Here is a 13,492-nt window from a genome sequence, read left to right as displayed (position 1 = left end):
TCAGCCGATCGGCGCGTCGCGGACGCGCAGGGTGAAGCCCTGGGCACGCAGCCGCCGGACGAGCGCGTCGCCCAGGGCCGTGGCCGGCGTGAGCGACCCGGCCCGCGGCGGCAGGTCGTCGTCGAGCGCCATTGCCAGCGCGGTCTGGCCGAGCATGACGGCGGTCGCGGCGTAGCCGGGGTCACCCGGGCCGGAGACCTCCGCGACGAGGGTCCGGCCGCTCGTCGTCGTGCCGAGGAAGCGGTGACGGAACCAGCCGGCGGCGCGGACGTCGGCCCCGGGGCCCTCGCCCGGGGCGGGCAGGAGCCGGTCGACGAGGGGCCGCGTCCACCGGCCGCGCATCGCGGCGACGAGGAGCACGGAGCCGGCGGTGACCCCGGCCGCGGTGAGCGCGCCGACGGGCCCCGTCCCGGCGTCGACGACCTCCCCGTAGCGCAGGCCGCGGCCGTAGGACCACCCCGTCAGCGCGTTGGAGCGGCGGACCACCCGGGTGTTGAAGGGTGCCATGACGAACGGCGCGGTCCAGCGGCCCGCGACCCGGCCCGGCGGCGGGGTCGACGAGGGCTGCGGCGTGGCGGGCTCCGCGGGGCGGTCCGGCGAGAGCGCGAAGGGGTCGCGCCCGAGCGCTGCGGCGGCGGGGTCGTCGCGCCGGGCGTCGAGCTCGCCGCGCAGGGAGTCGACGGTCCCGCCCGAGACGCCGCCGCGTGCCGTGGCCAGGGCCCGCACGTCGAGGAGGTCCCCGGCGCCGGTGTCCCGGGCGTGCGCGTGGAGGACGTGGACGCCGAGGTCGGAGGGCACGGAGTCGTAGCCGCAGGCGTGCACGAGACGCGCCCCGGTGGAGCGCGCCACGGCGTCCGTGCGGTCGATCGCCGCGCGCACGAAGCGCAGCTCGCCCGTGAGGTCGGCGTAGTGGGTCCCCGCCGCGGCACAGGCCTCCACCACGGGCAGGCCGTGCCGCGCGTAGGGGCCGACCGTGCTGACCAGCACCGCGGTGCTCGCGGCCAGCCGGTCGAGCGCGGGCCGGTCGGTGACGTCGACGACGTGCAGGTCCCAGCCGGCGGCGCCCGGGGGCAGGTCCGCCCGCAGCCGCTCGAGGCGGTCCCGCGAGCGGCCCGCCAGCGCGACGCGGGTGCCGGCCGGCGCGTGCCGGGCGAGGTGCTCGGCGGTGAGCGCCCCGACGAAGCCGGTCGCGCCGAGCAGCACCACGTCGTGGGGACGTCCGGCCGCCCGGGCGCGCAGGCCTGACGCCGGGCCTGACGCGGGGCCTGACGCGGGGCCTGACGCGGGGTCTGACGCGGGGTCTGACGCGGGGTCTGACGCGGGGTCTGACGCGGGGTCTGACGCGAGGTCTGACGCGGGGCCGGACGCCGGGCCCGGGACCGAGGGGCTGGTGCCCTCGCCGGGACGGGGGTCGCGCCCGTGGGTCTCGTCGTCGGCCGGGGTGCTCGTCGGGGTCACCGTGCGACCGTACGGACGGGGCCGCCGGCCGGCGCGGCGGGTGGGCCCCCCGACCCTCAGGCGACCGCGACGAGGTCGAAGGCGTTACCCTCCGGGTCGGTGAGCGAGACCCGCTGCGCGACGGGCCGCACCCGCACGGCGACGGACCCGGCCCCGACCGCCCGCTCGCCGGCACCCGCCCGCTCGCCGGCACCGACCCGGTGGACCGCGCCCACCCGGCGGGCGCCGAGCCGCACGAGCCGCTCCGCCTCCCGCTCCGGGTCGTACGCGACGAGGTCCAGGTGCAGCGCGTTCCGCAGGGGACGGCTCTCGGGCACCCGGTCGACGACGATGCGGGGCGCGCGGCCGTCGGGGTCGTCGAGGAGCTCGGCGTGCTCGACGGTCGCGCCGGGGGCGACGTCGCGGCCGAGGGCGGCCGCCCAGAAGAAGGCGACGGCACGGGCGTCGTAGGCGTCGAAGGTGACGCCCTGGAAGGAGCTGGGCACGGTGGCCTCCGAGGGGGACGAGCGGCCCGCACGGGCCGACGGACGGTGGGTGGCAGGAGGACGGGCGGAGGACGGCAGGGAGCGGTGCCGCCACCCCGGCTCGATCCCCGGCCCCGGAGGCGTACGCTGAGCGGAGGCGCCTCCGGTTGTGGTGCCAGACTAAACGGAGGTCCCTCCGCTTCGCAACCCGACCTCGCCGCCACCGGCACACCACCCCGCACACCACTCGGCACCGGTCGCCTGCACCGACCGGCCGCACCCCTCACCCCCGAACGCGGAGGAACGACCTCGTGAGCACCACCGCCGCCCGCCCGTTGCGCGCCGACGCGCGCCGCAACCGCGAGCGCCTCCTGGCCGTGGCCGCGCGCATGCTCGCGGCGGACGAGGCGGTGGCGCTCGAGGCGATCGCGCAGGAGGCGGGGGTCGGGATCGGCACGCTGTACCGGCACTTCCCGCAGCGCGCCCTGCTCCTGGAGGCCGCCTACCGCCACGAGGTGGAGGCGCTGTGCGACGCGGCGCCGGAGCTCGTCGCGAGCGCGCCCACGGGGATGGACGCGCTGCGCGCGTGGACCGACCGCTTCGTCGGCTACGCCGCCACGAAGCGGGGGATGGGCGGGGCGCTGCGTGCCGCCGTCGGCCCGGACGCACCGCTGTTCACGGAGACGCGGGAGCGGCTCGTCGGCGCGCTGGAGACCCTCGTCGGGGCGGGCCAGGCGGACGGGACCGTGCGGCCGGACATCGCCGCGGACGACGTGCTGCGGGCCGTCGGCGCGGTCTGGATGGTCCCCGACGGCCCCGAGTGGGACGCGCAGGTGCGGCGGCTGCTCGACCTCGTCGTCGACGGCCTCCGGCACGGCGCACCGCGCGGGCGCGTCACCGCGCCGACGTCCTCGCCGACCCTCTAGCCGGCGCCGAGGAGCAGCGCCGCCGCGGGCACGACCGCGACGAGCGCCGGGAGCCCCTGGCCCGCCGCCGAGCGCGCGAGCCGCGGCTGGGAGGAGAGCAGGACCACCGCCGCGGCGAGCATGGAGCCGCACGCCGCCAGCACGAGGGCCAGGCCCGCGGTCTCGCCGCCGCGCAGGGCGACGACGACCCCCACCCCGGCGACCACCGCGAGGAAGAGGTTGTAGAAGCCCTGGTTGAAGGCCCAGGGGCGGACCGCGTGCAGGTCGTCCCCGGCCACCCCGAAGCGGGGGTGCGCGCTGTCGAACAGCACGGACTCGACGAGGAAGATGCCCACGTGGAGGACGGCGGCGACGGCCGCGGCGACGAGGGCGAGGGTCAGCACGGCTGCAGTCTGGCACGGCCCGGCCGGCCGGCCGCGGGGGCCGGCGACGCCGACGCGGGCACCCGGACCGGACGTCCCGCCCGCTTCCGTTTGCGGAGGTGTGGTCACGTTCCTACGGTCCGACACGTACGCGTGGACGTCCCGCCCACGCCCGCCCGTGGGAGGACGCATGAGTGCGACGACGCACGAGGCACGGCCGGACGCGGTCCGCAGCCTCATCCCGGCCCGGCTGGACCGCCTGCCCTGGACCCGGTTCCACTGGATGGTGGTCGTCGGGCTGGGGGTCTCGTGGATCCTCGACGGGCTCGAGGTCCAGCTCGTGGCCAACGTCGGCTCCATCATCACGCAGGAGGAGAGCGGCCTCGGGATCACGGGGGCGCAGGTGGGTCTGCTCGCCTCCGTCTACCTCGTCGGCCAGGTGGTCGGGGCGCTCTTCTTCGGTCGGCTCACCGACCGCCTCGGGCGGCGGCGGCTGTTCATCCTCACCCTCGCGATCTACCTCATCGGGTCGGGCCTCGCGGGCCTGTCGTGGGACCTGTACTCGTTCCTGTTCTTCCGCTTCATCGCGGGGATGGGCATCGGCGGGGAGTACACCGCCATCAACTCGGCCATCGACGAGCTCATCCCGGCGCACTACCGCGGGCGGGTCGACATCGCCGTCAACGGCACCTACTGGGGAGGCGCGCTCATCGGGTCCCTGGGTGCGCTCGTGCTCCTCAACCCCGACCTCGTCCCGGTCTTCTGGGGCTGGCGGATCTGCTTCTTCCTCGGCCCGGTGCTCGGGCTCGTCATCATCTACGTGCGCCGGCACATCCCGGAGAGCCCCCGGTGGCAGCTCACCCACGGCTACGGCGACGAGGCCGAGCGCACGCTGAAGGGCATCGAGGAGACCGTCGAGCACCAGGGCGGGAAGCTGCCGCCCGTCGACGAGAGCAAGGCGATCGAGGTCGTCGGCGAGAAGTCGATCCCCATCGTGCAGGTCGCCCGGATCATGTTCCGCGAGTACCCGCGCCGGGCCGTCCTGGGCGCGACGATGATGATCACCCAGTCGTTCCTGTACAACGCGATCTTCTTCTCCTACGCGCTCGTCCTCACGCGGTTCTTCGAGGTGGAGGAGGGACGTGTGCCGCTCTACTTCATCCCGTTCGCGATCGGGAACCTGCTGGGTCCGCTCCTGCTCGGTCACCTCTTCGACCTGTGGGGTCGTCGGAAGATGATCCTGCTCACCTACGGTCTGGCCTCGGTGGTGCTCGCCGTCGCGGCAGTCCTGTTCAGCGCCGGGGCGCTGACGGCGGCGACCCAGACGGCTCTGTGGTGCCTGTGCTTCTTCTTCGCCTCGGCCGGTGCCTCCTCCGCGTACCTCACCGTCAGCGAGATCTTCCCGCTCGAGCTGCGCGGCCAGGCGATCGCGTTCTTCTTCTGCATCGCGCAGCTGTCCGGCGCCGTGGCGTCGGCGGTGTACGCCTCGCTCGTCGGGGACGGGTCGGAGCGGGGACCTCTCGCGATGGGCTACTTCCTCGGCGCCGCGCTCATGCTCACCGGCGGGCTCGTCGCCTGGTTCATCGGGATCAACGCCGAGCGCCAGTCGCTCGAGGACATCGCCGAGCCCGTGACCTCGACGACCCGCCGCCGGGGCGCCGTCCGCGCGGAGGGCGCCAACCCCGCCGCCCGCTGAGCGGCACCCGCCCCGGACCGGCCGGCGACCCCCGGGTCGCCGGCCGGTCCGTCGTCGTCAGGACCCGACGCCGAGGACGAACGGCAGGACCGCCGCCGCGCCGGCCCGGCGCAGGAGCCGGGCGGCGACGGTGAGCGTCCAGCCGGTGCCGGTCCGGTCGTCGACGAGGAGCACGCGGCGCCCGGCCAGGCCGGCGAGCGCCGGCTCCGACAGCCCGAGGGCGAGCCGGCGGTGCACGTCGGCCAGCCGCTGGGCCGAGTTCACGTCGTGCCGGCCGGGCGGTGCCCCCTCCTCGGGCACGATCGCGCCGACGAGCGGCACGCCGAGGTGCCGCGCGACGCCACCGGCGAGGTGCTCCACGAGCGTCGGCCGCGACGCGGAGGCCACGGCCACCACGCCGGCGACGTCCGGCGCCCACGCGTCGAGCACCTCGAGCACGGGCGTGCGGAGGGCCGGCGGCAGCGGGCCGTCCGGCGCACCGGCGGCGAAGAGCTCGCGCAGCAGCGTGCCCCACCCCAGGCCGTCCAGCCGCGCCACCGCCCGGCCGTCCTCGGCGCGCTCGCCCTCGGCGACCTTGCCGGACAGCGCGACCCCGAGCGCGGACATGCCGGAGGGCCACTGCCGTCGGGCGCCGACGTCCGTGCCCGGGACCGCGAGCCCCGCGCGGGCGGCGTCGACGAGGCCCTCGGCCGGCGCCACGTCCTCGGGCGCGCCGCCGCACCGGTCGCACCGCCCGCACCGCCAGCCCGGGTCGTCCGCGAGCAGCGGGTCGTCCAGCACCCGGCGCAGGAAGGCCATGCGGCACCCCTCGGTGCGCACGTACTCGCGCACGAGGTCCTGCTCCTCGCGCCGGGTGGCGGCGACGCGGGCGTAGCGCTCCTCGTCGTACGTCCAGGGCTCGCCCGTGGCCTCCCAGCCGCCGCGCACGCGCCGGACCGCGCCGTCCACGTCGAGCACCTTGAGCATGAGCTCCAGCCGCCCGCGGCGCAGGTCCACGTGCGTCTCGAGCGCCGCGGTCGACAGCGGACGGCCCGCCTCGCCCAGCGCGGCGAGGGTGCCGCGGACGGCCTCGGGCGAGGGGAACGACATGGACGCGAACCAGTCCCAGATGGCGCTGTCGTCCCGTCCGGGGAGCAGCACGACCCGGGCGTGCTCCGTGGCGCGGCCCGCACGGCCGACCTGCTGGTAGTAGGCGATGGGGGAGGACGGCGCCCCCACGTGCACGACGAACCCCAGGTCGGGCTTGTCGAAGCCCATGCCGAGGGCGGAGGTGGCCACGAGCGCCTTGACCCGGTTCTCCAGGAGGTCCGACTCGCACGCGAGGCGCTCCGCCGCGTCGGTCTGCCCCGTGTAGGACCGGACCTCCATGCCGGCCGAGCGCAGGTGCGCGGCCACCTGCTCGGCGGCCGCGACCGTGAGGCAGTAGACGATCCCGGAGCCGGGCAGCAGCGGCAGGTTCGCCACGAGCCAGGCCATCTGCGCCGCGTGGTCGGGCAGCGTCCGCACCGCCAGGTGCAGGCTCTCGCGGTCCAGCGGGCCGCGGAGCACGAGCACCTCGCGGCCGTCGCCGTGCTCGAGCTGCTCCGCGACGTCGGCCGTCACCCGCGCGTTCGCCGTCGCGGTCGTCGCCAGCACCGGTGTGCCGGTGGGCAGGTCCTCCAGCAGCGTGCGGATGCGGCGGTAGTCCGGGCGGAAGTCGTGCCCCCAGTCGGAGACGCAGTGCGCCTCGTCGACGACCACGAGGCCCGCGCTCTCCGCGAGCCGGGGGAGCACCTCGTCGCGGAAGCCGGGGTTGTTCAGGCGCTCCGGGCTGACGAGGAGCACGTCCGTCTCGCCGTCCTGCACCCGCCGACGGACCTCGTCCCACTCCGTCACGTTGGCCGAGTTCATCGTCTCGGCGCGGATGCCGGCGCGCCGGGCCGCGTCCACCTGGTTGCGCATGAGCGACAGCAGGGGGGAGACGATCACCGTCGGGCCGGCCCCGCGCTCGCGGAGCAGGGCCGTGGCGACGAAGTAGACGGCCGACTTGCCCCATCCCGTGCGCTGCACGACGAGCGCGCGGGCCCGGTCCGCGACGAGCGCCCGGATCGCCGTCCACTGGTCCGTGCGCAGCTGCGCGTCCTCGCGGCCCACGAGCCGCCGCAGCACCGCGTCGGCCTGCGTGCGCAGGTCCTCGTCCGTCGTCACCGTCACGGGGCCAGTCTGGGGGACGCCGCCCACACGCCCGGCGGGGTCGTCCCCAGGGCGCTCCCGGTCCGGCCCGGTGTGCGCTCCACCGACCGGGTGACGCCGCTGCCGATCCGTGACCGGGCGTGACGCAGCTGTGATCCAGAACCGCCGCCCCGGCGCCCTCACCAGCCCTAACGTCCTGTGTGCCGCTCGGACGGCCGTTCCGGGCGCCGCGGCTCCCGGGCGCGGCCGGGCGTGCGCCCTTCGTCCCGACCCCTCAGCAGGAGCACCCCGTGGTCGTCCTCGACCCGTCCCCGTCGCCGTCCCCGTCCCCCTCGCCGCGGTCCCGTCCCGCGCGGCCGCGCCGCAGGGCCGTCCGCGCGGGCGCCGCTCTCGCAGCGGCCGTCACCGCCCTCGTGGCCCCCGCCCTCGCCGGGGCCGCGCCCGCGGGCGCCGCCCCGGCCGGGGGAGCCGCCACCACGTTCGGCGGCACCGTGCTCGACGCCGCCGGAGCGCCGCTGGCCGGAGTCGCCGTGCAGCTCAGCACGACCGACGGGCCGGAGCGCCACGGGGAGACCGTGACCGGGGCCGACGGCCGGTGGTCCCTGTCGGAGGTGCCCGGCGACTACTGCCTGCACTACCTCCTGGAGCACGAGGGCGCCCGCTACCCCTTCGCCCACGGGGGCACGTGCCGGATCTCGGTCGGATCCGGCGGGACGGCGGAGGAGCTGTCGGCGGCCCTCGCGGGCACGGAGGTGGGGGGCGCCGTGGTCGGTCCCGGCGGCGCACCGGGCCCGGGCGCCGACGTGCACCTCGTCCCCGTCTGGGCGGCGGGCCGGCTCGTCGGGTCCTCGCGGAGCGCCACGACGGACGCCGCCGGCCGCTGGACGGCGCACCTCGTCCCGCCGGGCGAGTACCACCTGCGCGTCGAGGCCCCGGCCGGCAGCGGGTGGCAGGACCGCTACCTCGGCACCGACGGGAACCTCGCCACGGCGACCACCGTGACGGTCCCCGGCGGCGGCGCGCCGGCGGTGGCCCCGACGGCGACGCTCGCGCCCGCTCCCCGCCTGACGGGCCGCGTGGTGACGGGCGACGGCACGCCCGCCGCCGGGGCCGACGTGTGGGTGTGGCCGGCGGGCTCCGGCGACCTCGCCGAGCCGGTGCCCGTGGCGACGGCCACGACCGGCGCCGACGGCACCTACGCCGTCGGGCTCGGGGACGCCGTCCCCGGCACCTACGACCTCACCCTCCTGCCCGGGACGTGGGCGCTCGCCGGGGAGCCGGTGGCCGTCGCGGTCGGGACGGCGGACCTCGTCGCGCCCGACCTCGTCGCGGTGCGGACGGGGGAGGTGCAGGGGACGGTCGACCTCGGGGAGGGGGACGAGCGGTCGGGCGACGTGCTGCTCGTCGGCGAGGACGGCCGCCTCCGGTACGCCGACCGCGTCTCCGGCACGGGGGTCGTCGGCTTCGGCACCGGCACCTCCGGCACCTCGGTGCCCCCGGGCACGTACCGGGTGCAGCTCCGCGACGGCGCCGGCCGGGTGTGGTGGGCCGGCGGGGTGTCGGCCGCCACGGCCCGGCCGGTCGAGGTCCGGCCGGGGGAGACGACGGACGGCGTCGTCCTGCGTGCGCGGCCGCAGGACGTGGGCCGCGCGGACGTGCCGCCGGAGCTCCCCGGCCTCGACCCCGGGGAGAGCACGCGGCGCCCGGCGCAGGTCGCCGCCGTGCCCGCGGGCGGGACGGTGACCGTCCCGGGCCTGGAGGCCTGGACCTGGTACCACGTCCGGCACCGCCTCCAGGACTCCGCGACGCGGACCGACGAGCAGCGCCAGGTGCACGACCTGACGTGGGTCCTCGCGGACGGCTCCGGGACCGCCGCCGTCCCGCTCCCCCCCACCCTGCCGGTCGACGAGCACGTCCTGTTCTTCACCGCCGACGGCCCTCCGGGGCTCGCGGGGTGGACGCCGGTGACGGTCGTCCCGCCCGCCGGTCCCTCCGCGGCCCCCACCGGCACCCCCGCCGCCGCGGCCGTGACCCCGGTCCGGCGTGGCACGGCGGGCCCCGGTGCTTCCGTCACCCGGCTGCCCGACACCGGTGCCGTGGCCGGCGGCGGCGCGCTGGTCGCCGGCGGCCTCCTCGCCGCGGGCGCCCTGCTGCTGGGGGTGGCCCGCCGCGGGCTGCGCGGCGCCGCCGGGGGTGCCGACCGGACAGGGTGAGACCGGGGGGCGACGCCACCCGGCCGTCTCGGCGGGCCGGGTGGCGCCTGCGTGCCTATCGTCGGGCCGGTGACCGCTCCCCCGGCCCCCGCCCCGACCCGGGCGCCCGCGCCCGGCACCGGCTCGGCACCGGGGGCACGAGGGCCGCGCCTGCGGACGCTCGACGGGCTGCGCTTCGCAGCCGCCGCCGCCGTCCTGCTCTACCACTTCGCCGCACGCGACAGCACGGCGTGGGAGGGCGCCCGGGAGGCGGGGGAGGGCACGCCGTTCCCGTCCCTGGGCGGCGCGGCCGTGTACCTGTCCCTGGCCCCCGAGCTGTTCTTCGTCATCAGCGGGTTCGTCGTCCTCTGGACCGCCTGGGGGCGCAGCGTGCCGGCCGTCGTCGCGTCCCGGGTGGCGCGGCTCTACCCCGCCTACTGGGCGGCGCTGGCGCTGACGGGCACCCTGCTCCTCGTCGTGTGGCCCGAGGGCAAGGAGGTCTCCCTCGGGCAGGTGCTCGTCAACGCCACGCTGCTGCAGGCGGCGGTCGGGGTGGACCACGTCGACGGCGTGTACTGGACCCTGTGGGCCGAGCTGCGGTTCTACCTGCTCGTCGTGCTGCTCGTCGCGCTCGGGCTGACGCGCCGGCGCGTGCTGGCGTTCGTCGCGCTCTGGCCGCTGGCCGCGCTCGCGGCGGAGCACTCGGGCGTGGAGGCGCTGGTGACGCTCACCGTCGCGCCGTACGCGCCGTTCTTCGCCGGCGGGATGGCCCTGTTCCTCCTCTGGCGCGACGGCCACGCACCCGTGCCGTGGCTGCTCGTCGCCGGGAACGCGGCCCTGGGCGTGCACACCGTCGCCCTGGGCAAGGTCGCCACGCTCGACCGGACGACGACCTTCACCGCGAGCCCGGTCGTGCTCGCGCTCGTCGCGCTCGCCTGCTTCGCGCTCGTCGCGCTCGCGACCCTCACGCCGCTGCGGCGGTGGGACGCCCCGGCGCTGACGTCCCTGGGCACGCTCACCTACCCGCTCTACCTCGTGCACCTGTTCTGGGGCTGGTGGGTCATCGACGTGCTAGCGGGGCGCGTCCCGCCGCCCGTCGCGCTCGCCGCGGCCGCGGCGGTCGCCCTCGGCCTCGCGTGGCTCGTGCACCACGGCGTGGAGAAGCGGCTGAACCCGCCCCTGCGGCGCGGCGTCGAACGGGGGCTGACGGACGCCGCGGCGGCCACGACGGCCGTGCTCAGGCGAGCACGCCGCCGTACACGCGGGCCCGGTGCGCCGCGAACTGGCGACGGCCGACCGCCCACCACAGCGCCCGTGCCGGCGCCGGCAGGTTCGCGCGCAGCCACCCCGCCCGCTCCGTGACGGGGATGGAGTCGAGGATCCAGCCGAGCTGCACGAGCAGGCGGCGCTTGGGGATGCTCGACATCCCGTGCTCGGCGAGCTGGTCCCACTCGCGCTGCGACAGCACGCTGCTCGCGGTGGGGAGGATGCGGTCCTCCTCCTGACCGAGGTGGACGAGCAGCAGCGCGCGGATCTCGTCGAGGACGCACGCCACCGTCTCGCGGTCCTCGGCGGAGGCGGTGCGGGCCCAGGCGGGCAGGACCTCGCGCAGCCGGTGCAGCAGCTCGCCGACCGCGGCGTGCTGGCTGCGCATGAGGCCGACGTGCAGCGCGCAGGCCGGCGCCCGCTCCTCCAGCGCGTCCCACAGCAGCAGGTCCTCGCCGTGGTGGTGGCGGTGCAGGCCGTCGGCGATCTCGCGCACGTGCTCGAGGACGACGTCGCGGCGGTCCGTGTCGCCCTCGGCCACCCCGCGGACCAGGACGGGCGCGTCGACGAACGCCCGGCGGAACAGGCCGTGGATGTGGAGCATGTCGGAGGTGTCGCAGCCGAGGCGCTCGGGGGCGGTGGCGGTGGGGCTCATGGGGTGTCACTCCTGCGGGGGGTGGTGCTCGGGTGGTGCGTCCCGCTGCTGCGGGGCCTGGTGTCCACCCTGGCCGCGGGCCCGCCACCCCCGACAGGCACAGCACCCGCTCACCACCTGCACAGTGCGGGCCGTGCAGGTGCACGGGCGCCGGCGGACGTCAGGCGGACGCGTCGTCCCCGACCGCCAGCGCGACGGCGGCCGCCGCGTCCAGGGCGCTCGCCGCGCGCACCCGGGACGCGAAGGCCGCCGGCCCCAGCGCCTCCCGGGCCGCGTCCTCCGCCCCCACCCGCAGCGCGGGGTCGGGCAGGTAGAAGCCGTACACGGTGGTCGCGGCCCGGCCCCGCAGCGCCGCCGCCGCCCCGAGCAGGTCCGCGACGCGCTCGTACCGGCCGTCCGCCCCCTCGACCACGGCCAGGCTCTCGAGGAAGTACGCGGTGTTGGCCGGGTCGCCCGTCTCCTCGGACAGCCGGATGCCCTCGACGAGGTGGCCCCGCGCGTCCTGCCGCCGGCCCTGCGCCAGCGCGGCCTGCACGAGGTTGTACAGGGCGGTGTACGTGGCGAGGCGGTCCCCGCGCGCGCGGGCGGCGCGCAGCCCCGGCTCCACGTGGCGGACGGCGCCGTCGGGGTCGCCCGCGAGCAGCCGCACGGTGCCGAGCCAGACCTGCACGAGCGGCACGACCCATGCGTCGTCCTGGCCCGTGGCGGCGGCGTGCGCGAGGGCGGCGTCGAACCGCTCGCCCGCGCGCGCCAGGTCGGACTGCGCGAGCAGCACCAGGCCGTGGCCGGTGAGCCCGTAGAGCACGCCCTCGGGGTCCTCCCCGGTGCGCGCCAGGGCCTCGGCCTCCTGCCAGCGGGGGGCGCTCGCCGCCAGGTCGCCCTGCGCGAAGGTGAGGACGCCGACGGTGAGGGTGACGCGCACCCGCACCGCGTCCGGCAGGGGCAGGGTGAGGGCCGCCTCGGCGAGCCGCCGGCCGCGCCGCAGGTGCCCCCGCAGCCACCAGAACAGCCACAGCGCCCACACGATCGTGCCGGCGGCCCCGCCGTCCCGGGCCTCGAGGTACCACTCGAGCGCCGCGGCCAGGTTGCCGTCGTCGCGCTCGGACCGGTCGAGCCAGAGCACCTGGTCGGGCAGCTCGTAGTGCGGCGCGGCCTCCAGGGCGAGGGCGCGGAAGTGCCGTGCGTGCGTCCCGCGCACGGCGGCGAGCTCGGCGGGGGCGAGCAGCCCCCGGGCGTGCTGCTGCACGGGCTCGAGCATGGAGTACCGCGCGCCGGACCCGTCGTCGAGGACGACGACGAGGGAGTGCTCGACGAGCCGCTCCAGCGAGCCGAGCGCGTCGTCGAGGTCGTCGCCGAGGGCCTCGACCGCGGCGAGGTCGCCGCCGCCGACGAGGACGGACATGCGGCGCAGCAGGGTCTGCTCGTCGCCGGTGAGGAGCCGGTAGCTCCAGTCGAGAGTGGAGCGCAGGGTGCGCTGGCGCTCGGGCAGGTCGCTCGCCCCGGCGCGGTTCGTCGCGTCCTCGAGGCGGGCCAGGAGCGTGGGGGCGTCGAGGACGCGGGCGCGGGCGGCCGCGAGCTCCAGCGCGAGGGGGATGCCCGCGAGGCGGCGGCACAGGGCGGCGAGGGCGGGGGCGTCCGAGGGGCGCGTGCCGAAGCCGGCCTGCACGGCCCGCGCGCGCTCGAGCAGGAGGGCGCCCGCCGGTGACGCCGCCACCGCCTCCAGGCCCGGCTCGGGGCCGATGGGCAGGGCGAGGGGCTGCACCGCGTACTCCGACTCCCCGCGCAGCCGCAGGGCGGCCCGGCTGGTGGCCAGCACGACGACGTCCGGGCACTCGGCGAGGACGCGGGCCACGTGGTCGGGCGCCTGGGCCAGGTGCTCGAGGTTGTCCAGCACGACGAGGGCGCGCTGCGGGCGCAGGGCGGCGAGCACGGCCTCGTCGGCGGTCTGCGCCTCGGCGGCGGCGAGCCCGAGGGCGCGGCCGAGCGCGGGGAGCACGAGGGCGGCGTCGTCCACACCGGCGAGCGGCACGACGACGACCCCGTCCCGGTAGCGGCGGACGGCGGCCCGGGCGACGGCGTGGGCGAGCACGGTCTTCCCGACGCCCCCGGTGCCCGTGAGCGTGACGAGGCGCGCGGTCGTGCGCTCGAGCAGCGAGGCGACCGCGACCACGTCGCCCTCGCGGCCGACGAGGGAGGAGACAGGTGCCGGCAGGCCGCGCACGGCGGGCTCCGGGGCGGGGACATGCACGCCATCGGCCACTACGCCCAGCACCTCTACCCCGCGGTGCGCGTGCGGTTCGT

9 protein-coding genes and 1 pseudogene are annotated in these 13,492 nt (G+C 77.6%); 4 read left to right on the top strand and 6 right to left on the bottom strand.

Features of this window, described 5'->3' with window-relative positions; translation table 11 throughout:
• Both EJA20_RS11160 and EJA20_RS11155 read right to left on the bottom strand, forming a co-directional pair.
• Positions 1-1,206, bottom strand: a complete 1,206-nt coding sequence (locus tag EJA20_RS11160; RefSeq protein ID WP_240675384.1) for a saccharopine dehydrogenase family protein — start codon at positions 1,204-1,206, stop codon at positions 1-3.
• Positions 1,207-1,514: 308 nt separating this feature from the next.
• A complete protein-coding gene (locus EJA20_RS11155; RefSeq protein ID WP_129338229.1) occupies positions 1,515-1,943 on the bottom strand; it encodes a VOC family protein in 429 nt (142 codons plus the stop codon).
• A 290-nt stretch (positions 1,944-2,233) separates the two neighbouring features.
• On the opposite strand from EJA20_RS11155, the gene EJA20_RS11150 reads away from it, so the two are divergent.
• Positions 2,234-2,848 carry a TetR/AcrR family transcriptional regulator gene (locus EJA20_RS11150; protein WP_205687466.1) on the top strand — a complete coding sequence of 205 codons (615 nt, stop codon included), beginning with the start codon at positions 2,234-2,236 and terminating at the stop codon, positions 2,846-2,848.
• Here the strand turns inward: EJA20_RS11150 and EJA20_RS11145 are convergent.
• Positions 2,845-3,231, bottom strand: a complete 387-nt coding sequence (locus EJA20_RS11145) for a DUF1304 family protein (RefSeq protein WP_205687465.1) — start codon at positions 3,229-3,231, stop codon at positions 2,845-2,847. The genes EJA20_RS11150 and EJA20_RS11145 overlap by 4 nt on opposite strands.
• A 169-nt stretch (positions 3,232-3,400) precedes the next feature.
• Here EJA20_RS11145 and EJA20_RS11140 point away from each other — a divergent pair, with 169 nt between their 5' ends.
• Entirely contained in the window at positions 3,401-4,906 is a 1,506-nt protein-coding gene (locus tag EJA20_RS11140) for an MFS transporter (RefSeq protein ID WP_129338228.1), read from the top strand.
• A gap of 57 nt (positions 4,907-4,963) precedes the next feature.
• On the opposite strand, the gene EJA20_RS11135 is transcribed toward EJA20_RS11140, so the two are convergent.
• Complete coding sequence (locus tag EJA20_RS11135; RefSeq protein ID WP_129338227.1) at positions 4,964-7,099, bottom strand: RecQ family ATP-dependent DNA helicase; 2,136 nt, start codon at positions 7,097-7,099, stop codon at positions 4,964-4,966.
• Between the two features lie 392 nt (positions 7,100-7,491).
• On the opposite strand from EJA20_RS11135, the gene EJA20_RS11130 reads away from it, so the two are divergent.
• Together EJA20_RS11130 and EJA20_RS19495 are read left to right on the top strand one after the other, a co-directional pair.
• On the top strand, positions 7,492-9,291 hold the full coding sequence (locus tag EJA20_RS11130) for a carboxypeptidase-like regulatory domain-containing protein (RefSeq protein WP_164983947.1): 1,800 nt from the start codon (positions 7,492-7,494) through the stop codon (positions 9,289-9,291).
• 51 nt (positions 9,292-9,342) lie between these two features.
• A pseudogene (locus EJA20_RS19495) lies at positions 9,343-10,407 on the top strand (acyltransferase family protein); the annotation flags it as partial.
• A 100-nt stretch (positions 10,408-10,507) separates the two neighbouring features.
• Here EJA20_RS19495 and EJA20_RS11120 read toward each other — a convergent pair.
• Together EJA20_RS11120 and EJA20_RS11115 are read right to left on the bottom strand one after the other, a co-directional pair.
• On the bottom strand, positions 10,508-11,191 hold the full coding sequence (locus EJA20_RS11120) for a hemerythrin domain-containing protein (RefSeq protein ID WP_129338224.1): 684 nt from the start codon (positions 11,189-11,191) through the stop codon (positions 10,508-10,510).
• Positions 11,192-11,351: 160 nt separating this feature from the next.
• Positions 11,352-13,412, bottom strand: coding sequence for an ATP-binding protein (locus EJA20_RS11115; protein WP_164983945.1), 2,061 nt, complete (start codon positions 13,410-13,412; stop codon positions 11,352-11,354).
• Positions 13,413-13,492 lie beyond the last annotated feature (80 nt).

The organism is Cellulomonas endophytica, from assembly GCF_004123805.1.
Classification (GTDB): Bacteria; Actinomycetota; Actinomycetes; order Actinomycetales; family Cellulomonadaceae; genus Cellulomonas; species Cellulomonas endophytica.
This window is presented reverse-complemented; position numbering and strand designations above follow the sequence as displayed.